At 67.5% G+C, this 22,825-nt stretch carries 19 protein-coding genes; 12 read left to right on the top strand and 7 right to left on the bottom strand.

The features are described 5' to 3' along the window. Positions 1 to 2: 2 nt before the first annotated feature. The 3 genes from MRBLWO12_RS09680 to MRBLWO12_RS09670 all read right to left on the bottom strand — a co-directional run bounded on the left by MRBLWO12_RS09680 (position 3) and on the right by MRBLWO12_RS09670 (position 4,233). On the bottom strand, positions 3 to 2,036 hold the full coding sequence (locus MRBLWO12_RS09680; RefSeq protein WP_363554932.1) for a metallophosphoesterase family protein: 2,034 nt from the start codon (positions 2,034 to 2,036) through the stop codon (positions 3 to 5). A 125-nt stretch (positions 2,037 to 2,161) separates the two neighbouring features. After that, entirely contained in the window at positions 2,162 to 3,073 is a 912-nt protein-coding gene (locus MRBLWO12_RS09675) for a sugar kinase (RefSeq protein WP_363554930.1), read from the bottom strand. Continuing rightward, entirely contained in the window at positions 3,070 to 4,233 is a 1,164-nt protein-coding gene (locus tag MRBLWO12_RS09670; protein WP_414685468.1) for an MFS transporter, read from the bottom strand. Before MRBLWO12_RS09670 ends, MRBLWO12_RS09675 begins: the two co-directional genes overlap by 4 nt. Before the next feature lie 413 nt (positions 4,234 to 4,646). Between MRBLWO12_RS09670 and nrdH the strand changes: the two genes are divergently transcribed. Genes nrdH through nrdF form a run of 4 tightly spaced genes read left to right on the top strand, consistent with a single transcriptional unit; the run spans position 4,647 to position 8,519 of the window. Further along, positions 4,647 to 4,880 (top strand): glutaredoxin-like protein NrdH, encoded by a 234-nt coding sequence (gene nrdH / locus MRBLWO12_RS09665; protein WP_141871170.1) that lies wholly within the window; start codon positions 4,647 to 4,649, stop codon positions 4,878 to 4,880. Between the two features lie 33 nt (positions 4,881 to 4,913). Then, positions 4,914 to 5,366 (top strand): class Ib ribonucleoside-diphosphate reductase assembly flavoprotein NrdI, encoded by a 453-nt coding sequence (gene nrdI, locus MRBLWO12_RS09660; RefSeq protein ID WP_363554925.1) that lies wholly within the window; start codon positions 4,914 to 4,916, stop codon positions 5,364 to 5,366. Continuing rightward, positions 5,363 to 7,507 carry a class 1b ribonucleoside-diphosphate reductase subunit alpha gene (gene nrdE / locus MRBLWO12_RS09655; RefSeq protein WP_363554923.1) on the top strand — a complete coding sequence of 715 codons (2,145 nt, stop codon included), beginning with the start codon at positions 5,363 to 5,365 and terminating at the stop codon, positions 7,505 to 7,507. The genes nrdI and nrdE overlap by 4 nt, the downstream gene beginning before the upstream one ends. A 31-nt stretch (positions 7,508 to 7,538) precedes the next feature. Further along, positions 7,539 to 8,519: a class 1b ribonucleoside-diphosphate reductase subunit beta gene (gene nrdF / locus MRBLWO12_RS09650; RefSeq protein WP_141871173.1), complete on the top strand. Its 981-nt coding sequence runs from the start codon at positions 7,539 to 7,541 to the stop codon at positions 8,517 to 8,519. A gap of 96 nt (positions 8,520 to 8,615) precedes the next feature. Here the strand turns inward: nrdF and MRBLWO12_RS09645 are convergent, their stop codons facing one another. Then, entirely contained in the window at positions 8,616 to 9,614 is a 999-nt protein-coding gene (locus MRBLWO12_RS09645; protein ID WP_363554921.1) for a hypothetical protein, read from the bottom strand. Positions 9,615 to 9,769: 155 nt separating this feature from the next. On the opposite strand from MRBLWO12_RS09645, the gene MRBLWO12_RS09640 reads away from it, so the two are divergent. Then, positions 9,770 to 9,922, top strand: coding sequence for a hypothetical protein (locus MRBLWO12_RS09640; protein WP_363554919.1), 153 nt, complete (start codon positions 9,770 to 9,772; stop codon positions 9,920 to 9,922). An 8-nt stretch (positions 9,923 to 9,930) separates the two neighbouring features. Here the strand turns inward: MRBLWO12_RS09640 and MRBLWO12_RS09635 are convergent, their stop codons facing one another. Genes MRBLWO12_RS09635 through MRBLWO12_RS09625 form a run of 3 tightly spaced genes read right to left on the bottom strand, consistent with a single transcriptional unit; the run spans position 9,931 to position 13,370 of the window. After that, complete coding sequence (locus MRBLWO12_RS09635) at positions 9,931 to 10,614, bottom strand: MurR/RpiR family transcriptional regulator (RefSeq protein ID WP_363554917.1); 684 nt, start codon at positions 10,612 to 10,614, stop codon at positions 9,931 to 9,933. Next, the gene (locus MRBLWO12_RS09630; RefSeq protein ID WP_363554915.1) at positions 10,604 to 12,043 is read right to left on the bottom strand and encodes a serine hydrolase domain-containing protein; all 1,440 of its coding nucleotides are present in this window, start codon (positions 12,041 to 12,043) and stop codon (positions 10,604 to 10,606) included. Before MRBLWO12_RS09630 ends, MRBLWO12_RS09635 begins: the two co-directional genes overlap by 11 nt. Further along, a complete protein-coding gene (locus tag MRBLWO12_RS09625; protein WP_363554913.1) occupies positions 12,036 to 13,370 on the bottom strand; it encodes a M20/M25/M40 family metallo-hydrolase in 1,335 nt (444 codons plus the stop codon). The genes MRBLWO12_RS09630 and MRBLWO12_RS09625 overlap by 8 nt, the downstream gene beginning before the upstream one ends. A 243-nt stretch (positions 13,371 to 13,613) precedes the next feature. Here MRBLWO12_RS09625 and MRBLWO12_RS09620 point away from each other — a divergent pair, with 243 nt between their 5' ends. The 7 genes from MRBLWO12_RS09620 to lysA all read left to right on the top strand — a co-directional run bounded on the left by MRBLWO12_RS09620 (position 13,614) and on the right by lysA (position 22,818). Then, positions 13,614 to 15,404, top strand: a complete 1,791-nt coding sequence (locus MRBLWO12_RS09620; protein WP_363554911.1) for an ABC transporter substrate-binding protein — start codon at positions 13,614 to 13,616, stop codon at positions 15,402 to 15,404. A gap of 5 nt (positions 15,405 to 15,409) precedes the next feature. Then, entirely contained in the window at positions 15,410 to 16,468 is a 1,059-nt protein-coding gene (locus MRBLWO12_RS09615) for an ABC transporter permease (protein ID WP_363554909.1), read from the top strand. Further along, a complete protein-coding gene (locus tag MRBLWO12_RS09610; protein WP_363554907.1) occupies positions 16,465 to 17,379 on the top strand; it encodes an ABC transporter permease in 915 nt (304 codons plus the stop codon). The genes MRBLWO12_RS09615 and MRBLWO12_RS09610 overlap by 4 nt, the downstream gene beginning before the upstream one ends. After that, entirely contained in the window at positions 17,376 to 19,106 is a 1,731-nt protein-coding gene (locus MRBLWO12_RS09605) for an ABC transporter ATP-binding protein (protein WP_363554905.1), read from the top strand. Before MRBLWO12_RS09610 ends, MRBLWO12_RS09605 begins: the two co-directional genes overlap by 4 nt. After that, positions 19,103 to 20,029 carry a S66 peptidase family protein gene (locus tag MRBLWO12_RS09600; RefSeq protein WP_363554903.1) on the top strand — a complete coding sequence of 309 codons (927 nt, stop codon included), beginning with the start codon at positions 19,103 to 19,105 and terminating at the stop codon, positions 20,027 to 20,029. Before MRBLWO12_RS09605 ends, MRBLWO12_RS09600 begins: the two co-directional genes overlap by 4 nt. Next, positions 19,921 to 21,309, top strand: a complete 1,389-nt coding sequence (locus MRBLWO12_RS09595; protein WP_363558579.1) for an NAD(P)/FAD-dependent oxidoreductase — start codon at positions 19,921 to 19,923, stop codon at positions 21,307 to 21,309. Before MRBLWO12_RS09600 ends, MRBLWO12_RS09595 begins: the two co-directional genes overlap by 109 nt. A gap of 81 nt (positions 21,310 to 21,390) precedes the next feature. Continuing rightward, on the top strand, positions 21,391 to 22,818 hold the full coding sequence (lysA, locus tag MRBLWO12_RS09590; protein WP_363554901.1) for a diaminopimelate decarboxylase: 1,428 nt from the start codon (positions 21,391 to 21,393) through the stop codon (positions 22,816 to 22,818). Positions 22,819 to 22,825: the final 7 nt, after the last annotated feature.

Raw genomic sequence — 22,825 nt, 5'->3', positions numbered from 1 at the left:
GGTCACGCGGCGGAGCGGGAGCGGGTGCGAGAGCGGAGGATCACGGCGATGCCGGCCGCGGTGATGAGGATGCCGAACAGGGCGATACCGCCGCCTGCCCAGCCGGTCGCGGCGAGCGAGCCGCCGTCGGTCACGCGGGTCACGATGATCGCGATGCGGCCGGATGCGTCGGAACCGAGTCCGGTGACGACGATCTCGTGCTCACCCGGTGCCGTATCGGCGGGGATGCGCACGGTCGCCGCGACGGCGCCATCGGCATCGCTCGACGTCACGGCCAGCTGCACGGGTGTCGAGTGCAGCTCGATCGACACCCGCTCGTCGGCCTCGAGACCCGTGGCGGTCAGCTGGATCTCATCGCCGGGGGCGACCTGCGCCGTCGAGAGGGTGATCGCAACGTCCGTCGGATCCACGGGGTCGACCGGGTCCACCGGGTCCACCGGGTCGACCGGATCGACGGGGTCCACAGGGTCCACGGGGCCGGGGCCCGAGTCGTCGAAGCCCCATCGTGTGGATCCGGGGCCGGTGGCCCAGGCCTTGTCGTCGCTCACGAGCTTGCTGCCGTCGGATGCCTTGGCGATCGTGAAGGAGTCGAACAGTGCGCCATCGACCGTTCGCGCTTCGACGTGGAACTTGTCGTCGGTGACGTCGACCGTCTGGAACAGCTGCACATCGCGGCCGACCACGCGGAGGTTCGCGTCGTTCGCGGTCCAGTTGTTGGCGTCGGCGGGGTCCGGCACGTACATCTTCGGCCCCGCGACGGACACCAGGTAGACGGGGCCGGTGTGGCTCTTCTTCGGGTCGGCGCCGGCGGGGAGACCGGTCTCGTTCGCGATCAGGTTGCCGCGACCGTACGCGTGGTCGTGGCCCTGCACCACGAGGTCGACGCCGTACTTCTCGAACAGCGGCATCCACGCGTCGCGCAGCACCGCGTTGTCGCGCCCCGAGGTCACGGAGAAGACCGGGTGGTGGAAGGCCACGACCGTCCAGGTGTTCGGGTTCTCGGCGAGCTGCGCCTCGAGCCACTCCGTCTGGGCCGTCAGGCTGGCCGGGTTGAACGCCTGGGTGCTGTTGAGCGTGATGAAGCGGACGCCCTGGTAGTCGACGGAGTACACCGTCTCGCCGAGGTCTGCGCCCGCCGGACCGTTCGCCGGGTACTCGAACTGCGCGTCCCAGTGCTTCGACAGCTCGGGACCGGGGTAGTACTCGTGGTTCCCCGTGGCGGCGATCACGTTGAGGTACTGGTTCGAGAAGGCGGCGGCCTCATGCCATTCGCCCCACTCGGCATCCGAGGTCTCGGTGTCGATCAGGTCGCCGGCATGCACGACGGCGCGTGCGTACGGGCGGGCCTCGAACGCGGCACGCAGCGCGCGCGACGTGAACGCCTTGTTGTCGTTCTGCGCGTCGCCCTGCACGAGGAAGCTGAAGTTGCCCACGGCGTCATCTGCCGTCGTGAACTCGAGCCACTCGCTCCAGGTCGTGCCGTCGCCGACACGGTAGAGGTACGTGGTCGCGGCCTCGAGCTGGTCGAAGGTCGCGGAGTGATGTGCGATCCGGTATCCGAAGTTGGACTCGAAACCGGTCGTGGTGGCGGTGACGATCCGTGCGGCTGCGACGTCGACGGGCGTGGCGGTGAGCGGTGCGATCTGCACCTGTGGCGTCGTGACATCGGACGAGGTGCGCCAGCTGACGCTCTGGCTCGTCTGAGGTGTGGCCGTCGGCGTGAGGATCACACGGTCGGGCACGGTCGAGGGCACGAACACCGTCGCGGGGGCGACGGCGGGAGGATTGAGGCCTCCGGCGGCGACGGCGACGCCGCCCCCGAGGAGAGTGAGGCCGAGAGCGGCAGCGAGGCCGCCGGCGGTGAAAGCGGCAGTGCGCCGCAGGGTCAGGGATCGTGGCAAGCGCGCCATCGCAGGCAGCACCTTTCGTCGGGATTCGAGGTGGGAGATGGCGCTCGACAGCAGGGTGGAAGCGGCGCCATTCGCGAAGCTACTAGCGTCGGATGCAGCGAAACGGCGGTTCCAGAGAGTGGCCATTCGGCGTTCATTAACTGACGCCGAGCGTTCACCGATCGGTCGCTTGACGGCGCCGGAGCCGTTCTGCACCCTCCCGAGTCACGGGCGCGCCAGAACGCGCGGCGGCGTGGGCGGGATCGGGTGTGTCAGTCGAGTGGCGGCAGATCAGCCGCGATCGTCAGCACGCGCTCGGCGGCGGCGTGCCCGGCCGACAGGCGAGCGGCGAGCGGAGCACCGTCGAGTGTGGCTGCGAGGAAGCCGGAGGCGAACGCGTCGCCCGCTCCGACCGGCTCGACGACATCGACCACGGGTGCCGGGACGAACACCGGCTCGGCATCGCCGTCGAAGGCGGTCGCCCCGACATCGCCGTCCTTGACGATCAACAGCGGGCACCGGGGGAGGAAGGCGCGGATCTCGGCCGGAGTCACGGTGCCCCAGATGCGCTCGGCCTCGTCGCGGCCGACGAAGGTGATGTCTGCGGCATCCGCCAGTCGGGCGAGGGTCTCGGCGGCGTCCTCGCGGCTCCAGAGCGGACGTCGGTCGTTCACGTCGAACGACACCAGCGCGCCGGCGGTGCGGGCGTCTGCGAAGAGGCGGTCGACCATCTCCCGGCACGAGCGCGAGAGCGCGGGCGTGATGCCGGTGGTGTGCACGATCCGCACGCCCTCGAGTCGGTCCGGCGTCAGGAAGCCGGGCTCCATGTGCGCGGCAGCCGAGCCGCGGCGGTAGTAGTAGACGGAGGAGGACTCGACGCCCGGATCCTTGAACATGACACCGGTGGGCGCATCCGCCGCGCGCTCGACCCACAGCTCCACGCCGCGGCGCGCGAGCTCCGACGTGATGCGGTCGCCGAGCGGATCGGCTCCCAGGCGAGACGCCCAGGCGACGCGGTGCCCGGTGGCGGCGACTCCCGCCGACACGTTGGACTCCGCCCCGGCGAGCCCGATCGTCGCGTGCCCCGCCTCGGCGAGACTCGCATCCGTCGGCGTGATCAGCGCCATGGTCTCGCCCACGCAGACGATCTCGGGAGCGGAGGTCAGGGCAGTAAGGGAGCTCATGAGGGGGTGACCGCCAGGGGTTCGGTGTCGGGATGGGGACTCGCGTCGCGGTGACGCAGATCAGGGAAGGAACGGACGAACACGATCGAGACGATCAACCCGGCCCCGGCGAACAGCGTCGCGGCGAGGTATGCGCCGCGCCAGTCGCCCGCGTCGACGAGGAAGCCGGCGACCGCGGACCCGGCAGCGGCGCCGATGAGCTGACCGGTACCCGCCCACCCGAACGCCTCGGCCGTCTCGCTGAACTTCACGCTCGCGGAGGTGATCGCGAAGAGCACGGCGAGAGCGGGGGCGATGCCGATGCCGGCGAGGATCAGCGTGCCGCCGAGCCAGAACACGTTGAGCATCACCATGGTGAGTCCGAGCCCGATGGTGACGATCAGCAGACGCCGTGCCATGGCCCAGGGGCCGATCGGGATGTGACCGAAGGCCAGGCCGCCGGCGAGGCTGCCGAGCGCGAAGACGGCGAGCACGAGACCGGCGGTGAGGCTGCCATGCTCGAAGCTCGCGACCACACCGACCTCGACGGCCGCGCACGCCCCGATCAGGAGGAAGCCGATGACGGTGGCGAGCATGACAGGGGGCTTGAGCACGACCTTGCCGAGCGGATTGCGGCTGCGGGGGATCCGCACGCGACCGACCTCGGGCGAGAGGATGAACCACGCGCCTCCCGCCACCAGGATGATCGCGACCAGCAACAGACCCTCGGTCGTGCCGACCTGCGTCGACACGAGTGTGATGACCACCGGTGCCAGGATCCAGATGATCTCCTGCAGAGAGGCGTCGAGCGAGAAGAGCGGGGTGAGCTGCGAGGAGTTCACGAGCTTCGGATAGATCGTGCGAACGGCTGCCTGGATCGGAGGAGTGGAGAGTCCGGCCACCATCCCGAGCACCATGTACCCCGGCAGGTTCAGCGGGAGCAGGGCGAGCGCCAGCACGGCGACGACGCACACGCTCAGGGTCAGGGTGAGAACGCGACGCATGCCCCACATGCCCATCCAGCGGCTGGTGATGGGGCCGGCGACCGCCTGGCCGACGCTGGTCGCGGCGAGCACGAGGCCGGCGGCTCCGTAGGACCCCGTCTGCTGTTCGACGTGCAGCAGGATCGCGAGCGAGGACATGCCGTTGGGGAATCGCGCGGTCAACTGAGCAGCGATCATGCGCGCCACTCCCGGCGTGCGAAGAAGATCCCGATATCCCGCCACCTCACAACGGTAGCGGCACCCGGCGGGGAGCGTCGAAGCGGGTGCGGATGCGACACGCCGACGACACGCCGAGAGGTAGTTTCCACAGGTCTCAAAATGTCCGAACCCCCTCGTATGGTCGCGCCTGTGGATAGATCGCTCACAGGCGCTTCCCAGCCGCGATTTCTCGCGGTTCGGAAGCCCTTCGGCGGGGTCTCAACCTGTGGAAGAAACGGTGGAGAACCTGTGTTGTATCAGTGGAGAGCGGTGGAAAACTACACGGATGTAACTACTACCCCTTGTGGTCGGCCGCAATGTCCGTCCCTATATGTAGTATTGAAGTCCCGGCGGGGGTCTGCCGGAGCAACCAGAGATTTGAGGGGTTTCAGATGTCGATCACGGTCTACACCAAGCCGTCCTGCGTCCAGTGCAACGCCACCTACCGTGCGCTGGATGCCCAGGGCATCGAGTACGAGATCCATGACCTGTCGGAGGACCCGACGGCCCTGGAGCAGGTCAAGGCGCTCGGCTACATGCAGGCGCCCGTCGTCGTGACCGACGAGGACCACTGGTCGGGCTTCCGTCCCGACAAGATCGCCGAGCTCGCCACGCGCCTGGCGTGACCCTTCTGCGTCGCTCAGGAACCGGAGTGAGTCATGCACCTAGTCGCGACTGCCGCGCCGCTCCTGGTCTACTTCTCGAGCGCGTCGGGTAACACCGCGCGTTTCATCGAGAAGCTCGGGCTTCCGGCCCGACGCATCCCTCTCCACCGGCAGGAGGAAGAACTCGTCATAGACGAGCCCTTCGTGCTGGTCACCCCCACCTATGGCGGAGGTGAAGGGCGCGGCGTCGAACGAGGTGCCGTGCCCAAGCAGGTGATCCGGTTCCTCAACGACGAGCGCAACCGGCAGCACATCCGCGGTGTCATCTCCGCGGGCAATACCAACTTCGGCGATTCCTTCTGTCTCGCCGGCGACATCATCAGCCGCAAGTGCCACGTGCCGCACTTGTACCGGCTCGAAATCTTCGGCACACAGGACGACGTTGATCGCGTGAGCGACGGATTGGAACGACGGTGGGTATCACAGTTGAAGAGCAGGACGCAGTGACCGAGACGGTGGCGTTCAAGGCGAACCCGAACTACGAGGGCCTGGACTATCACGCCCTCAACGCGATGCTCAACCTGTACGACGCGGACGGCAAGATCCAGTTCGACGCCGACAAGCGGGCGGCGCGCGAGTACTTCCTCCAGCACGTCAACCAGAACACGGTGTTCTTCCACTCGCTCAAGGAGCGTCTCGACTACCTGGTCGAGAAGGAGTACTACGAGCCGGCCGTCATCGAGCAGTACTCGCTCGAGTTCATCCAGGAGCTCAACGACCTCGCCTACGGCAAGAAGTTCCGCTTCGAGACCTTCCTCGGCGCCTTCAAGTACTACACGAGCTACACGCTCAAGACGTTCGACGGCAAGCGCTACCTCGAGCGCTTCGAGGACCGCGTCGTGATGACCGCTCTCGGTCTCGCCGACGGTGACGAGAAGCTCGCGGTCGCCCTGGTCGAGGAGATCATCTCCGGTCGCTTCCAGCCGGCCACCCCGACGTTCCTCAACGCGGGCAAGGCCCAGCGCGGCGAGCTCGTCAGCTGCTTCCTCCTGCGCATCGAAGACAACATGGAGTCGATCGCCCGCGGCATCAACTCCGCTCTCCAGCTCTCCAAGCGCGGTGGCGGCGTGGCGCTGCTGCTCTCGAACATCCGCGAAGCCGGCGCTCCGATCAAGCAGATCGAGAACCAGTCGTCGGGCATCATCCCCGTCATGAAGCTCCTCGAAGACAGCTTCAGCTACGCGAACCAGCTCGGTGCCCGTCAGGGTGCCGGTGCGGTGTACCTCAACGCGCACCACCCCGACATCATGCGCTTCCTCGACACCAAGCGTGAGAACGCCGACGAGAAGATCCGCATCAAGACGCTGTCGCTCGGTGTCGTCGTCCCCGACATCACGTTCGAGCTCGCCAAGAACGGCGAGGACATGTACCTCTTCTCGCCGTACGACGTCGAGAAGGTCTACGGGGTGCCCTTCGGCGACATCTCCGTCACCGAGAAGTACCGCGAGATGGTCGACAACCCTCGCATCAAGAAGACGAAGATCAACGCGCGCGAGTTCTTCCAGACCATCGCCGAGATCCAGTTCGAGTCGGGCTACCCGTACATCATGTTCGAGGACACGGTGAACAAGGCCAACCCGATCAAGGGCCGCATCAACATGTCCAACCTCTGCAGCGAGATCCTTCAGGTGAACACGCCGACGACGTACAACGACGACCTGTCGTACGACCAGATCGGCAAGGACATCTCCTGCAACCTCGGCTCGATGAACATCGCGCTGTCGATGGATGCCGATGACCTCGGCCAGACCGTCGAGACCGCGATCCGTGCGCTGAGCGCGGTCAGCGACCAGAGCCACATCCGTTCCGTGCGCTCGATCGAGGACGGCAACGACCGCTCCCACGCGATCGGCCTCGGCCAGATGAACCTGCACGGCTACCTCGCTCGCGAGCACGTCTACTACGGGTCCGAAGAGGGCATCGACTTCACGAACATCTACTTCTACACGGTGCTGTTCCACGCGCTGCGCGCCTCGAACAACCTCGCGATCGAGCGCAAGCAGGCGTTCGACGGCTTCGAGGACTCGACCTACGCGTCGGGGGAGTTCTTCGACAAGTACATCGAGCGCGCCTGGGTCCCGGAGACCGAGAAGGTCAAGGAGCTCTTCGCCGGAAAGCACATCCCGACGCAGGAGGACTGGGTCGCGCTCAAGGCATCGATCCAGGAGCACGGCATCTACAACCAGAACCTGCAGGCGGTGCCGCCGACCGGCTCGATCTCGTACATCAACAACTCGACGTCGTCGATCCACCCGATCGCGTCGAAGATCGAGATCCGCAAGGAAGGCAAGCTCGGTCGCGTCTACTACCCGGCGGCGTTCATGACGAACGACAACCTGGAGTACTACCAGGACGCGTACGAGATCGGCTACGAGAAGGTCATCGACACGTACGCCGCGGCCACGCAGCACGTGGACCAGGGCCTGTCGCTGACGCTGTTCTTCAAGGACACCGCCACCACGCGTGACATCAACAAGGCGCAGATCTACGCATGGCGCAAGGGCATCAAGACGATCTACTACATCCGTCTGCGTCAGATGGCGCTCGAGGGCACCGACATGACCGAGTGCGTCTCCTGCATGCTCTGACCTGCTCACTGACTCGAGAAACGACGAAGACATGACTCCCCACCCCCCGATCAAGCTGGTCGACAGCGTGCAGGCGATCAACTGGAACCGCATCATCGACGACAAGGACCTCGAGGTCTGGAACCGTCTGGTGAACAACTTCTGGTTGCCCGAGAAGGTGCCGCTGTCCAACGACATCCAGTCCTGGAACACGCTGACGCCCGAAGAGCAGCTGCTCACCATGCGCGTCTTCACCGGTCTGACGCTGCTCGACACGATCCAGGGCACAGTGGGCGCCGTCTCGCTCATCCCTGACGCGATCACTCCTCACGAGGAGGCGGTGTACACCAACATCGCCTTCATGGAGTCGGTGCACGCGAAGAGCTACTCCTCGATCTTCTCGACGCTCGCGTCGACGAAGGAGATCGACGAGGCGTTCCGGTGGTCCACCGAGAACCCGAACCTTCAGAAGAAGGCTCAGATCATCATGGACTACTACCAGGGTGATGACCCGCTCAAGCGCAAGGTCGCCTCGACCCTGCTCGAGTCGTTCCTGTTCTACTCGGGCTTCTACCTGCCGATCTACTGGTCGTCCAAGGCGAAGCTCACGAACACGGCCGACCTGATCCGCCTCATCATCCGTGACGAGGCCGTGCACGGGTACTACATCGGCTACAAGTTCCAGAAGGGTCTCGAGAACGAGACCGAAGAGCGTCGTCAGGAGCTGAAGGACTACACCTTCAACCTGTTGTTCGAGCTCTACGACAACGAGGTGCAGTACACGCAGGACCTCTACGACGGCGTCGGCCTGACCGAAGACGTCAAGAAGTTCCTGCACTACAACGCCAACAAGGCGCTGATGAACCTCGGCTACGAAGCGATGTTCCCGTCGACCGTCACGAACGTGAACCCGGCGATCCTGTCGGCGCTCTCGCCGAATGCCGACGAGAACCACGACTTCTTCTCCGGTTCGGGTTCCTCCTACGTCATCGGCAAGGCCGAGGCCACGGAAGACGACGACTGGGACTTCTAGGAAGTCATAGCTCCGCGATCGCGTGGGCAGCGAACTGGTCTCACCGTGGACGCATCCCGGTGAGACCAGTGACCGCGCCCATCGTGCATCGCCGACTCAGACGCGCTCATCAGCCAGGCGCGCGCGTCGCTCCTCTTCGCGCTTCGAATACGTGGCAGCACGGATCGCATCGTCGGACTCCAAGCCGGTGCCGAGCGCCCCGCCGAGTGTCGCCGCCGACGCGACGAACCAGCTGAGCACGAACAGATCACCCGCTCCGACGGCTCGGCCGAGGGACTCGCTCATCACCGTCGGGTCGAGCACGAAGAACGCCCAGGCCAGGTTCACGACGTACAGCGCCAGATAACAGATGATGATGCCGATGGTCAGAGTCAGCAGCGTCGAGGTGTTGTAGAGACGGGATCTCTCACGCGCTGCAGGAGAGCTGTCGTCGGGGCGGTCCCAGAGCCTGCCGTCGATCACGATCCAGGCGATGATGATCGTGATGGAGGCCAACGTCGCCGCCGCCAGACGCCAGCCCGACAGCGAGATGGCGAGTGACCACACCGTCGGCTCGATCGTCGCCACCGCGCCGGTCGCCAGGGCCGCGACCAGAGCGGACTTGAGCCCTGCCGCGAGCAGCCAGGGACGGTTGGCCAGCACCATGCCCAGAAGCACGCGACCCCGGGCGCTGAGCCGGGGGAGCGGCAGGCGCTGTTCCTCAGACACGGCTGGTCCGGCCATCCCGTCGACGAGCCCTCGCACCGCGCGGCGGGCGCGGGTCTGCACCCGGAAACCGCCCAGCGCGGGCAATGACAGCACAGCGGATCGGCGTCGAGGATCGATCGCCGCCAGCAGATAGCGGCCGTCATCATCGCGAAGCGGAAGCTCGGTGACGCCGATGACGAGATCCCAGCGCTTCTGTGCAGCGTGAGCCCGAAGCCGTTCCAGCGCGGCGTCGACGTCTTCAGATCCGAGGGTGAACGGCTCGCTGACGAGTTCGATGATCCAGCCGTCGGCCTGAGCAGCGAGCGGCGGTGTGAGGTCGGTCATCCGACGCGCGACCGCCGTGGGCGAAGCCGGGTCGGCCACGAGCCCCACTCGGATCGGCTCCATCTCCGCAACCTACACCCGCGTCGCCCCAGCCGCATCGGCCTCCGCGATTCCTACGTCGTTCGGTCGAGGTCTCGTGCCCCGACGATCCACGTCAACCCCCTCGCTGCCGCGCCCCGGGCCCCGTAGCCTCACCGGACCGAACGAAGGAGAGAATCATGAGCGATCCGAAGAACACGCAGGGCACCCCCGGTCCTGACGAAGAGGCCGACACCGCATCGGGCGGTGCGCCCGACAGCACCGAGGAGATCCTCGAACGAGAGACCACCGACGACGACGGCAAGCCGCTCGAGAACCCCTCGGGAGGCTGACTCCCGCGCTACGACCCCGCCCCGCCCGGCCCCTGCTCGCGCCCGACCCAGCGCATGTCGGATTCGTAGAGGCCGAGCAGATCGCCGAGCCGTTCACGTTCCTGTGCCCGCCGCACGGCGCCTTTGGAGCTGGCCGATGCGAGTCGTGCCAGCAGACGGGTGGCGAGGACGACGGCGGTGGCGTCGACTTGCGCATCGCGCGTGGCGTGCTCGATGATGATCTGCTCTGAGGCGAACGCGCTCAGCGGCGAGTCGGCGCTGTCGGTCAACAGCATCAGCGTGCCGCCGGCGGCGACGTAGAGCCGGCCGATCTCGACGGTGTCGCGCCGGTACGGGCGGTGGCAGATCGCGATGAGCACGTCGCCCGTCCGCACATCGGCGAGCAGGTCGAGGTGGTCGAGCCCTGGAGGAGCCACCAGGAAGACCTGGCTGAAGCTGGCCTTCAGCGACGCGCTCAGCAGCATGGCGTGCTCCTGAGCATCGCCGCGCCCGAGGATGAATCGGCGGCGGCTGCGGGCGATGATGGCCGCCATGCGCTCGAACGCGGGGTTCGTCGCAAAAGAGCGCAGCGCGTCGTCGAAGGCCGTCTGCTCTTCCTTGAGCAGTCGGGACTTGAGGAGAGACGCGCTTCTTCGCGCCTGCGCCTTGCGGCCGGGCGCTGACTCCTCCGGCGCTGCGGGCTCAGGAGACATGAGCGTCCTCCGCGGTGATCATGGCGAGGTCCCATCTCTGGACCAGAGGCGGTTCCGACGGGGTCAGCTGCAGAGAGATGTCGAACGCGCCGGATGACCCGAACGCTCTCCAGGTCGCGCGCGCGGGCGTCGGGAACGACGCGGGCCCATGGATCAGCGGGGCGCCGACGTCGTCGATGAGTCGTGACAGCCGAGTCCTGCGCTCCGCCACCGACACGTCGAGGTCGATGCACCCATCGAACAGGTCACTGTTCGCGCGGTCCCACAAGGTCATGTTCCCATGATCACTCACCAGCTCCGAGATCCGGGTAACGGCCGCTCGGGTCTCGGACCACGGCTCCGGGGGAGGAGTCGATCGTGCCGCGGTCACCGCTTCGGCGAGTGCCGCGGCGAACGCGGGACGCACGATCTCGTGCACACCGGAGTAGCCCGCGTTCTCGAACCCGCAGACCGCGACCGAGCGGTCCACGCTCCAGCGCATGTGTGCAGAGAAGCCCGGGTAGCCGCCGGAGTGCGAGACGACACGCCCCTGCTCCGCGGAATGCTCGACGATCAAGCCGTACCCGTAGCCGCGCGCGACCTCGCTGTCGCCGCCGGGGATGGCCCAGTGGAGGTGCTGCATCTCGCGGCGACTCGCTGCCGAGAGCACGGAGTCCGGTTCGCTCGGTCCCTCGGCGAAAGCGCTCGCCAGCCACCGCGCCCAGGCCAGGATGTCGGCGCACGACGCGAAGAGCCCTCCGATCGCCGAGAACGCTCCGGGCGACGTGACCGCCTGTGCCTGCCAGGATCCGTGGTGCCGGGCGTAGCCGGTGGCGATGCGGCGCCCCGCCGGCGGGGAGAACCTGACCCCGGTGAGGCCGAGTGGATCCAGGAGATCCTTCTCGATCTGCTCCTGCAGTCGGCGCCCGTCCAGCTGCTCCAGCGCCCGTCCGAGGATCGCCCACCCGAGGTTCGCGTACTCGTAGCCGACCCCCGGCGGCCGGGTGAACCTGATTCCCCGGCTGAGCATCGCGTCGAACTCCGTGACCGGCAGCGACTCCAGCCGGTCCGCCCAGGCGTCGTCGGTCGGCAGGCCCGCCGACATGGTCAGCAGCATCCGCGGAGTGGGCGGGGTCGCATCTCCTCCGGGAATCACGAACCGCGGCGGTCGGGGGAGCATCTCGGCGATGGGACGATCGAGATCGAGCAGGCCGGCGTCGCGCAGCTGCAACGCTCGGGCAGCGGTGAAGGACTTCGTGCACGACGCGATGCGGAAGACCGTGTCGGCGTCGGGCGCTGAACCGTCGCCGGCGTCGCCGGAGCCGCCGACTCCGAGCGGTTCCGCACCGCCCGACGACGCCAGCACGGCGGCGGGGCTCTTGCCGGAGGCGACACGGTCGTCGGTGAGACGCACGAGCGCGGGGTCGATCGCGGTGCCCTGCTCAGACATGGGTCAGGAACTGCTCGAGCACCCGCTGGCCCCCATCGATCGCCTCCACGGGGTTCCGCTCGTCCGCTCCGTGGGCGCCGCCAGGATGACGTCCGGCGCGGTCTGTCGTCAGCGGGGCGAAGCCGTAGCAGGCGATGCCGAGTTCGGAGAAGGCCTTCGCATCTGTGCCGCCGCCCAGCCACACCGGGGGAGTGATCGCGGCCGGGTCCTGGGTGAGGATCGCGGCGCGCATCGCGTCGAACCAGTGCGAGGGGTACGGCGCCGTCACGGGAGAACATCGGGAGAGGAATTCCCACTCCACGTCGTCGCCGATCAGGTGCACGAGGGTCGCGACGACCTCGTCCTCCGTGCCGGGCAGGCACCGTACATCGAGCTGTGCCTCCGCTGACGCGGGGATGACGTTGACCTTGACGCCAGCGTTGAGCACGGTCGTCGTCGCCGTGCAGCGGGTGATGGCCTCGGCGACCTCCCCGGCGGGACCCAACCGGCGGATCGACGCAGCGATCCCGGCGTCGGTGTCGAGCCGCGGTTCGTTGCCGAGCGCGTGATCGATTGTCGCGATGTACTCCCTGACGGTGTCGGTGAGTCGGAGCGGCCATCGGTAGGCGTTGATGCGCTGACAGGTGTCGATGACACGGGTGAGGGCCTGGTCCGCCTGCGGACGCGACCCGTGACCCCCGGTCCCTCGTGCGTGGATGCGCAGCTGCAGCGTTCCGCGCTCGCCGGTGGCGATGGGATAGACCCGCAGCGGGGTGCCGTCGTTCGACACGAGTTCGGTCGCGTCGCCCCCGGACTCGCCGATCGCGACCTCGACCCCGGTGAAGAACTCCGGCATGTTCCGGACCAGCCACGTGGCTCCATGCTCGCCACCCGATTCCTCGTCGGCGACGAAGGCCACCACGATGTCGCGCTGCGGTCGGATGTCGTTCTCTGCCCAGTTCAACAGCGTGCGCAGGACGCTCGCGACCATGTCCTTCATGTCGGTGGCGCCTCGACCCCACACGTAGCCGTCAGCGATGTGGCCGGCGAATGCGGGGACGGACCACTGCGACGGCTCGACGGGGACGACGTCGGTGTGCGCATGGACGAGCAGCGCGGGGAGGGTGCGGTCTTCGCCGGGCACCCGCAGCACCACCGAGGCGCGCGCAGGTTCGGGGCCGACGATCTGTGCCGCGTAGCCGGCGTGCTTCAGCGCGCTGTGGATCCACGACGCGATGTCGTGTTCACCGGCGCTGCGCCCGTCACCGTAGTTCGACGTGTCGAAGCGGATTAGTCGGGCGCACAGCTCGGCGGCACTCAGACGTGAGGCGGTGCTCGGGTGCGACATGGGACTCCTTTGTGCGTTCCGTCTTATGAATCATAAAAACGCAATCGCAGTCCTGCGTGACCCCCCATAAGTGAGGGAACTTGGTCATCGATGCCTGTTGTCTGGTTAGAGTTCGACCGGGTCGACGGAATCTGTATTCCTCACGCGCTCACACTTACGAGACATAACACAAAGGAGTGGATGTTGATGCAGTCACACTGGGACAGTCGGGGACGACGATCCGTCCGCGCGAGCCGTCGGTGCATGGCCCTGATCGGCGCCGGAGCGATCGTGTTCGGCGGCACGGTCGCGGGCGCAGGAGCAGCAGCGGCCGAAGAAGAGGGTGCGCAGGCGCGGATCTCGCTCACGGGCGATGTCGAGACCCTGAATCCGTTCCTCTCCGTACTCTCCACGAGCGACTCGATCCTCATGTACCAGTACGAGCCCCTCGTCGCCTGGGCCGCTGAGGACAACAGCGAGTACCCGGCGATCGCCGAGTCGTGGGAGGCGAACGCCGACGGGACCGAATGGACCTTCCATCTCGAGCCCGACGCGATGTGGTCGGATGGTGAGCCGATCGTCGCCGATGACGTGATCTGGACGATCGAGGCGATCCAGGACAACGACGCGCTCAAGATGGCCAAGGGGTCGCTCGTCGAGAACATCGAGAGCATCGAGGCGCCCGACGAGCTGACCGTCGTCATGACGATGGAGAACCCGCAGGCGCCGAACCCCGGCGCCGACCTGCCCATCGTGCCCCGCCACGTGTGGGCGGAGCTCGACGATCCCGCCGCGTACGAGAATGATGCCGACACCGTGGGTTCCGGACCGTTCATCATCACCGAATCGTCGAAGACGAACGGCGTCACGATGACGGCGAACCCCCACTACCGGCACGGCGAAGCCAAGATCGGCTCACTTGTCTGGGTTCCCTACAAGAGCTCGGATGCCGCGGTGCAGGCGCTCAAGACCGGTGAGGTCGATCTGGTCGACGGCCTCACGATCGCCCAGTTCGATTCGCTCGACGGGGTCGAGGGCATCACCACGATCTCGGCGAAGGGCAACTCTTTCTCGGCGCTGGCCATCAACCCCGGCGCGAAGGACATCGACGGCAACGACCTCGGAGACGGCAACCCGGTCCTGCACGACAAGGTCGTGCGGCAGGCCATCGTGCGGGCGATCGACAACGAGACCCTGCGTGCCAAGATCCTGCAGGGGCTCGGCGATCCGGGTACGGGCACGGTCCCGCCGCGGTACCCGACGTTCCACTGGAACATCGCCCCCGAAGAGCTCCCGCTCGCCTACGACCCCGACGAGGCGAACCGGATGCTCGACGAGGCCGGGTACGAGCGCGGCGCTGACGGCGTGCGGCTCGACAAGTCGGGCAACCCGATCGACCTGCGCATCATGGGGCGATCCTCGAGCTCGAACAGCCAGCAGGCGGCAGACTTCATCGGCCCCTGGCTCGAGGAGATCGGCATCAAGACCACCGTCTCGATGCTCTCGGACGCACAGGTCAACGACGAATCGGTGCTCGGGCGGTACGACATGTACTTCACCGGGTGGGGGATGGGGCCCGATCCCGACTTCATGATGTCGATCAACCTCTGCAGCTCCCGCCCCAATGCGGATGGATCCGGGGCGACCAGCGAGTCGAACTGGTGCGATCCCGCGTTCGATGAGCTCTACGCCCAGCAGCACTCCGAGACCGATCCCGAGAAGCGTGCTGCGCTGATCCTGGAGATGCAGCAGCTGAAGTACGACGCAGCGGTCAACAACGTGATGTTCTTCGACGCGCGCTTCCAGGCGTACCGCTCCGACCGCTTCACCGACGCGCAGCTGCAGCCGGCCGAGGGCGGGGTACTGCTCCGTCAGAACGGGCCATGGGGCGTCTACTCGCTGACCCCGGTCGACGGGGCAGGGACCGGTGATGGTGCTGCCGCCGATGGCGGAGCGACCGGATGGTGGATTGCAGGAGGCGTCGCCGCCGCAGCGCTCGTGGGCGGCGGGATCGTGCTGAGCCGCCGCCGCTCGCAGGCCGGCGACCGGGAGTAGTCCGCATGAGCGACAACGTGGTGACCGGAGGGGGCGACACGCTCGTCCCCTCCGGGGCGCCCGCCGTCGACATCGACGAGCCGCGCCGGGGGACATCCTGGGCGCGATACACACTCGGCAAGGCCGGGGGAGCGCTCGTCTCGCTGCTGATGGTGATCGTCCTCGGCTTCTTCGCCTTCCGCATCCTGCCGGGAGACCCGGTGCGCTCTCTGACGCACGGTCGTCGGGTGAGTGTCGACCAGCTGGAGGCCATCCGCCGTGAGCTGGGACTGGATCAACCGCTGCCGAACCAGTTCTGGCGCTACCTCACGGATCTGCTCCGCGGCGATCTCGGGTACTCCTACACGAACAACGAGGAGGTCTCCCGACTGATCCTCGATCGGATGGGACCGACGCTCCTCCTCACCGGAACCGCGTTCGCGATCTCGCTCGCGCTCGGGCTGTGGCTCGGACAGCGCGCAGCGTGGCGGCGCGGCAGCCTCTTCGATCGTGTGCACACCGGGATCGCGCTGACCCTGTGGTCGGTGCCCACCTTCTGGTTCGGACTGCTCCTGCTGCTCCTGTTCGCCGGCACGCTCCACTGGTTCCCCACGGGCGGCATGGTGACGGCGGGCGCGAACCTGGAGGGCCTCGCCTACGTGCTCGATGTGGCGCACCATCTCGTCCTGCCCGCGATCACCATGGCCGCCGTCGTCTACGCGCAGTACCTCCTGGTCATGCGCGCCTCGCTGCTGGAGGAGATGACGGCCGACTACCTCGTCACGGCACGTGCGAAGGGTCTGAACGAGGATCGTGTGCGTCGCGTGCACGCCGTTCCGAACGCGTTGCTGCCGACGGTCACGCTGATCTTCCTCGCCATCGGCGGTCTCATCAGCGGCGGCGTCTCCGTCGAGACCGTCTTCTCGTGGCCGGGGCTCGGCTACCTCACGTTCCAGGCGCTCAGCGCTCCCGACTTCCCTGTTCTGCAGGGGACGTTCGTGGTCTTCTCCGCCATCGTGATCGCCATGAACTTCATCGCGGACCTGGTGTATCGCGTTCTCGACCCAAGGCTGCGTACCGCATGACTCAGATCCTCGAATCCCCGCGTCCCCGTGCCCGCAGTGTCGCCTCTGCGCGACGACGAGCCCGTCTCGCCGAAGTCTGGCGTGAGTTCTGCACCCACCGATCCGGTGTCGTCGGCCTGGTCATCCTGATCGTCGTGATCGCGCTGGCGACGCTCGCCCCCGTGCTGTTCCCGGCGGAGATGCTCGACGTCACCAAGATCGACAATCCGCTGAACTCGCCACCCACGGCCGGACTGCCGCTCGGCACCGATCCCTCGGGCCGCAGCGTCCTCGCGATGCTGGTGTGGGGCGCGCGGGCGTCGTTGCTGGTCGGTTTCGCCGCCACGCTCGTGTCGATGGTCATCGGCACGGCCGTCGGAATGGCCTCCGGGCACTTCCGTGGCCCGACGCAGGCGATCCTGCTCCGCATCGTCGACTTCTTCCTGGTCGTGCCATCGCTCGTGCTCGCGATCGTCCTCTCGAGCGTCCTGGGCGCCGGAGTGACGACCATCATCGTCGCGATCGGTGTGACCTCCTGGGCCTCGACCGCCAGGCTGGTGCGCTCTCAGACGCTCACCGTGGAGTCGCGCGGGTACATCGAACGATCCTGGGCTCTCGGGGCAGGAGACGGACACATCCTGTGGAAGCACGTGCTCCCGGCCGTTCTGCCCTTGGTGCTGGCGAACACCACGCTCACCGTCGGATCGGCGATCATCTCCGAGTCCACCCTGGCCTTTCTGGGGCTTGGTGATCCTTCGACGATCTCCTGGGGGTCGATGCTGAAGCTCGCACTCGACACCGGAGCCGCGACCGCCGGGTACTGGTGGTATCTGCTCCCTCCTGGACTCGCCATCGTGCTGGTCGTGCTGGCGTTCACGCTCGCCGGCCGTGCATTCGAAGCTGTTGTGAACCCGACGTTGCGAGGTCGATGATGCCCAGTCTGAAGTTCGAGGATGTCCGGATCAGCTACTCCACCTTCGAGCGGGGAGGCCGGGGCGTCGTGGAAGCGGTGCGCGGCGTCACGCTCGACGTGCCGGAGGGCGCGACCATCGGCCTCGCCGGTGAGTCGGGGTGCGGCAAGTCCACGCTCGCGATGAGCGTGCTCCGATTGCTGCCACGGAACGCCCGCATCGACGGGCGCATCCTGCTCGGCGAGGAATCCGTCGCCGACATGGGATGGGGGCGCCTGCGCGCGGTCCGCTGGACCGAGGCGGCGATCGTGTTCCAGGGGGCGATGCACTCGCTCAACCCCGTGCAGCGGGTGGGCGACCAGATCGTCGAGGCGCTGGTGCTGCACGCGACCGGGAGCAGGGCGAAGTACCGCGAGCGAGCCGAGCAGGACCGGCGCGTCGTCGAGCTGCTGCAGCAGGTCGATCTGCCGAAGTCCAAGGCGCGGTCGTATCCTCATGAGCTCTCCGGCGGTCAGAAGCAGCGTGTGATGATCGCCCTCGCACTCGCCTGCGAGCCGGAGATCATCATCGCGGATGAGCCGACCACCGCTCTCGACGTGATCGTGCAGGACCAGATCCTGAACCTGTTGAAGCAGATGGTCCGCGAACGCGGCCTGTCGCTGATCATGATCAGCCACGACCTCTCGGTTCTCGCGTCCACCTGCGAACGCATCGTCGTGATGCAGCAGGGCAGGATCGTGGAGGAGGGGCCGTCGGCAGAGGTCATGTCGAATCCGCAGCATGTTCATACACGGGCGCTCGCTGCCGCGTTCCCGACCATCGGCGACTGGTCGTCGCGTCTGTCGCTTCCCGCGTACACGTCGCCGGAAGCACCCGGCCCGAACGGTCCAGGCTCGCGTCCGGCACCCGAGCCGAGCGAAATCTCCGCGACGCCGACGGGTCTGCTCTCGCTCACGGATGCGGTGATCGCGGTGCGAGGCGTGACCGTCTCCTTCGGTGGGGGCGACCGGGGACACGTGGCCGTCGATGACGTCGACCTCACGTGTCGACCCGGCGAGATCATCGCGCTCGTCGGACAGTCCGGATCAGGGAAGACCACCCTCGCCCGCACGATCCTCGGGCTGCAGCAGCCGACCAGCGGCGACGTCATGTACCGCGGACGTCCGCTGTCCACGCGCCGGAAGGACCTCAAGGAGTACCGGTCGCGCGTGCAGTTCGTGTTGCAGGATCCCTCAGCCGCACTGAACCCCAAGCAGTCCGTGTACGAGGCCGTCGCCGAGGGCCCGCGACTGCACCGGTGGCCGGGTGATGAGCGCGACGTCGTGGCGCAGGCTCTGACGGATGCCGAGCTGACCCCGCCGGAGAAGTACTTCCAGGCGATTCCGCAGGAGCTCTCCGGAGGGCAGCGCCAGCGGGTCGTGATCGCGGGAGCGCTCGCCCTCGGCCCGGAGTTCCTCGTCGCCGACGAACCTGTCGCGAGCCTGGACGCCTCGGTCCGCGCCGGCGTGCTCGCCTTGCTGCTTCGGCTGCGGTGCGAGCGGGGTCTTGGTGCCCTCGTCATCACGCACGATCTGGGGTTGGCGTGGAACATCGCCGACCGTGTGGCCGTGATGTATCGCGGCAGGATCATCGAGCACGGCACCGTGGAAGAAGTGCTCCTGGACCCGCAGCACGAGTACACGAAGCGTCTGCTCGCCGTGGTCCCGTCGCGGGAGCTGCGCGAGCGTCCGACGGGGGAGGACCGATGACCGTGGGCGCCGCACTGCCGGGACCACTGCGTCACGGCGATCGGGTCGCGTTGGTCGCACCCTCGAGTGCGATCTCCGATGAGCGACTGACGGAGGCGCTCGATCTGCTGGCGAGGTGGGATCTGGAGCCGGTGCTCGGCGCGCACGTACGCGACACGCATCCGCGGGCGGGGACCTACCTCGCCGGCGCGGATGCCGATCGTGCGGTGGACCTGATGCGCGCATGGACGGATGACTCGGTCGCGGCCGTGCTCTGCCTGTGCGGAGGCTACGGCGCGGTGCGGATCCTGGACCACCTGGACGTGCCGCGACTGCGTGCCGCGCGACCCAAGATGCTCGTGGGGTCGTCGGACATCACCGGACTGCACGAGTTCTGGGAGCGCGAGCTCGCAGTGCCCACTCTGTTCGCGCCGATGCTCGGCACGAACGATCTCATGAGCGACCCGGGGAACCTCATCGCGCTGCACCGCGCGCTGTTCACCGCAACGGAGGAGCGCACGCTGCAGGCTCCGGGGGCGGAGGCGATCGTCGAGGGCGAGGCCCAAGGCACGCTCACCGGCGGCAACCTGAGCCTGCTCGCCATGACCACCGGTTCGCATTCGTCGGCACCACGTGCGGCGGGGAAGATCGTGCTCCTGGAAGACGTGGAGGAGAAGACCTATCGGGTGGACGGCTTCCTGGTCTCGCTCCTGCGCTCGGGATACTTCGACGGCGCCGTCGGTATTGCGCTCGGTACCTGGCACGAGTGCGGGCCGCTGCCGGAGATCCGCGCTCTCGTCGAAGAACTCCTCGCACCGCTCGGCATCCCGCTCATCTGGGGCCTTCCCTTCGGCCACGGTCCGGGTGTCGACAGCGTGCCGCTGGGTGTTCGGGCCCGGATCATCGCCGACGCCGGTCAGCCGCGGATCGAACTGCTCCGGTGAGCCTCCACGGGGGCCGCCCGCCCCGGCACGTGGTGATCGTCGGCGGTGGGCTCATCGGCCTGTGCACCGCCTACGCGCTGCTGCGAGAGGGCCATCGGGTCACGATCATCGAGCGGGATCATCTGGGAGCCGGGGCAGCAACGGGCAACGCAGGAGAGCTGACGCCGCAACAGGTCGCTCCGCTCGCCTCGCCGCACACGGCGCGCGATGTGCTGACGGGTGTCCTCTCGTCGTCGTCGTATCTGTCCATCGCGCCATCGCGGCTGCCGCAGCTCGCCGGCTTCGGGACGGGCTTCCTGCTCTCGTCGACGCGGCGGCGGAGGGCTTCCTCGACGCGCGCGCTCGCGCAGTTCTCGGCAGCGATCTTCCCCGCGTTGGATCGGATGACCGACGACGGCATCGATACGTCCGGCGGCGGGCGCGGGTATCTGATGACCTGCACCGACGAGCGCGAGCTGGTCGCGGCGCACGAGCGCTATCACGCGCGTGCGGCCGAGGGCTGGGGCGAGGCGCCGGGTGCTGTCATGCGCGGGGAAGAGCTGCGCGCTCACGAGCCGACGCTCGCCCGAGGGATCGGGGCAGGATTTCTGCTGCCTGCGGAGCGGTATCTCGACCCGGTCACCTTCGTGGCCAGCCTCGCCCAGCGGATCGTTCAGCAGGGCGCGGATGTGCGCACAGGGATCAGGGCGACGCGGGTCGCCGACGGCGCCTCCGTGGTGTGCCGGGACGCGAACGGTCGGGAATCGATCATCACCGGCGACCGGATCATCATCGCGGCGGGCGCATGGACCTCGCCGATCCTGCGCCGCTCGGGAATACGCGCCGCGCGCATCGTGTCGGGCAAGGGATACAGCTACACAGTGCCGGTCGCACGCATGCCCCGCCATCTCGTGCATTCCATCGATCGGCACTGCGTCGTGATCCCGATGAACGGTCGCCTACGTGTGGTCGGCATGATGGAGTTCGACGAGCGCCCGGATGTGTTCCACCCCGCCCGCCTCGACGTGCTCACGAAAGCGGCCAAGGGGCTGATCGTCGGCGCCGACTGGGACGGACGTACCGAGGAATGGGTCGGCGCACGCCCCATGACCGCCGATGGGATGCCCGTGCTGGGGTCGCCGACGGGAAGACCGGAGATCCTGGTGGCCGCAGGGCACAACATGCACGGTCTGTCGCTGGGGCCGGTGACCGGCGAACTGCTCTCGGCGCTGGTTGCGGGGAGGAGCCCCCGCGTCGATGGATCACCGATCGATCTCGGCCCGTTCGCGCTGGACCGTTGAGCGGCGATCGGTTCGACATCGTGGCGGGCGTGCCGGAGAAGAAGCAGGTGGGCGTGCCGGAACAAGAAGAAGAGGGGAACCATGACGACCGACGTGTCCGATCCGAACGAGATCGATCAGCGGGTCTTTCCGCCGACGGCCCGTCGGGATCCGCAGACCGGGGAGCTCCTGCTCGGAGAGATGAGAGCCTCAGCCCTGATCGCGCAGTACGGCTCACCGCTCTACGTGCTCGACGAGGATGTCGCCAGGGCTCGTGCACGCAGGATTCGCACGGCGCTCGAGGCTGAGGCGGAGAGGATCGGCACGACAGCGACCGTCTACTACGCCGGCAAAGCGCTGCTCTGCATCGACGTGGCGCGCTGGATGGCCGAGGAAGGGCTGGCGGTCGACGTGGCCAGCGGCGGCGAGCTCGCCGTGGCGCTCGCCGCGGGGGTGGATCCGCGCAGGATCGGGTTCCACGGCAACAACAAGTCGGAGCGGGAGATCCGCCGTGCGATCGACGCCGGCGTCGGCACGATCGTCATCGACAGCGAGATCGAGACGGAGCGCGTCGCCGCGGCGGCACGCGCAGCGGGAGTCAGGCAGCGCGTACGGCTGCGGGTGAACAGCGGCGTGCATGCCTCCACTCACGACTACCTCGCCACGGCGCACGAAGACCAGAAGTTCGGTCAGCCCCTGGCCGACGCGCCGCGTCTGGTGGGTGCGATCCTCGCGCACGACAGCCTCGAGTTCGTCGGGCTCCATTGCCACATCGGATCGCAGATCTTCGGAACTGACGGGTTCCGAGAGTCCGCCCGACGCCTGATGCGTGTCTATCCGGAGCTGGCGCGGCTGACGGGACGGCCGATTCCCGAGCTCAACCTCGGCGGGGGCTTCGGCATCGCCTACACGAGTGCGCAGGCCGGGAATGTTCCTGCGATCGCCGATGTCGCGCGTGATCTCGCCGATGTGGTCGCCGACTGCGCGCGCGAGTTCGCGGTACCGGTACCGCACCTGGCCTTCGAGCCGGGGCGCGTCGTGATCGGCCCCGCGGGGGTCACGCTGTACACGGTCGGGACCACCAAGCCGGTACCGCTCGCAGGGAGCGATGCCGTCGCTCCCGCCGACCACGGGCACGATGAGCGCCTGTACGTCAGCGTCGACGGCGGGATGAGCGACAACGCCCGCCCTGCCCTGTACGGCGCCGACTATCAGGTCCGCATCGCCAACCGGACCAGCGACGCGGCGCCGGCACTCGTCCGTGTCGTCGGCAAGCACTGCGAATCCGGCGATATCGTCGTGCACCGCGACCTGCTTCCCGGGGACGTGCGCGCCGGCGACACTCTCGTCGTCGCTGCCACCGGAGCGTACTGCTGGTCGCTCGCGAGCAACTACAACTACCTCCCTCGACCGCCGATCGTCGCCGCCTCCGGCCGAGGGGCGCGCCTCATCGTGCACGGAGAGACCGAGGATGATCTGCTGGCGAAGAGCGCATCCTGGCGCCCTCAGGGAGGTCCCCTCACGCCATAGGATTGCC

The sequence above is a fragment of the Microbacterium sp. LWO12-1.2 genome, assembly GCF_040675875.1.
GTDB lineage: Bacteria > Actinomycetota > Actinomycetes > Actinomycetales > Microbacteriaceae > Microbacterium.
Note: the sequence above shows the minus strand (reverse complement) of the source record. Positions and strands in the feature narration are given on the sequence as shown.

Excerpts from the sequence above, each read along its gene's own strand:
- MRBLWO12_RS09680 (WP_363554932.1), bottom strand. The coding sequence starts at position 2,036 with ATGGCCACTCTCTGGAACCGCCGTTTCGCTGCATCCGACGCTAGTAGC.
- MRBLWO12_RS09675 (WP_363554930.1), bottom strand. The coding sequence starts at position 3,073 with ATGAGCTCCCTTACTGCCCTGACCTCCGCTCCCGAGATCGTCTGCGTG.
- MRBLWO12_RS09670 (WP_414685468.1), bottom strand. The coding sequence starts at position 4,233 with ATGATCGCTGCTCAGTTGACCGCGCGATTCCCCAACGGCATGTCCTCG.
- nrdH (WP_141871170.1), top strand. The coding sequence starts at position 4,647 with ATGTCGATCACGGTCTACACCAAGCCGTCCTGCGTCCAGTGCAACGCC.
- nrdI (WP_363554925.1), top strand. The coding sequence starts at position 4,914 with ATGCACCTAGTCGCGACTGCCGCGCCGCTCCTGGTCTACTTCTCGAGC.
- nrdF (WP_141871173.1), top strand. The coding sequence starts at position 7,539 with ATGACTCCCCACCCCCCGATCAAGCTGGTCGACAGCGTGCAGGCGATC.
- MRBLWO12_RS09645 (WP_363554921.1), bottom strand. The coding sequence starts at position 9,614 with ATGGAGCCGATCCGAGTGGGGCTCGTGGCCGACCCGGCTTCGCCCACG.
- MRBLWO12_RS09640 (WP_363554919.1), top strand. The coding sequence starts at position 9,770 with ATGAGCGATCCGAAGAACACGCAGGGCACCCCCGGTCCTGACGAAGAG.
- MRBLWO12_RS09635 (WP_363554917.1), bottom strand. The coding sequence starts at position 10,614 with ATGTCTCCTGAGCCCGCAGCGCCGGAGGAGTCAGCGCCCGGCCGCAAG.
- MRBLWO12_RS09630 (WP_363554915.1), bottom strand. The coding sequence starts at position 12,043 with ATGTCTGAGCAGGGCACCGCGATCGACCCCGCGCTCGTGCGTCTCACC.
- MRBLWO12_RS09625 (WP_363554913.1), bottom strand. The coding sequence starts at position 13,370 with ATGTCGCACCCGAGCACCGCCTCACGTCTGAGTGCCGCCGAGCTGTGC.
- MRBLWO12_RS09620 (WP_363554911.1), top strand. The coding sequence starts at position 13,614 with ATGGCCCTGATCGGCGCCGGAGCGATCGTGTTCGGCGGCACGGTCGCG.
- MRBLWO12_RS09615 (WP_363554909.1), top strand. The coding sequence starts at position 15,410 with ATGAGCGACAACGTGGTGACCGGAGGGGGCGACACGCTCGTCCCCTCC.
- MRBLWO12_RS09610 (WP_363554907.1), top strand. The coding sequence starts at position 16,465 with ATGACTCAGATCCTCGAATCCCCGCGTCCCCGTGCCCGCAGTGTCGCC.
- MRBLWO12_RS09605 (WP_363554905.1), top strand. The coding sequence starts at position 17,376 with ATGATGCCCAGTCTGAAGTTCGAGGATGTCCGGATCAGCTACTCCACC.
- MRBLWO12_RS09600 (WP_363554903.1), top strand. The coding sequence starts at position 19,103 with ATGACCGTGGGCGCCGCACTGCCGGGACCACTGCGTCACGGCGATCGG.
- lysA (WP_363554901.1), top strand. The coding sequence starts at position 21,391 with ATGACGACCGACGTGTCCGATCCGAACGAGATCGATCAGCGGGTCTTT.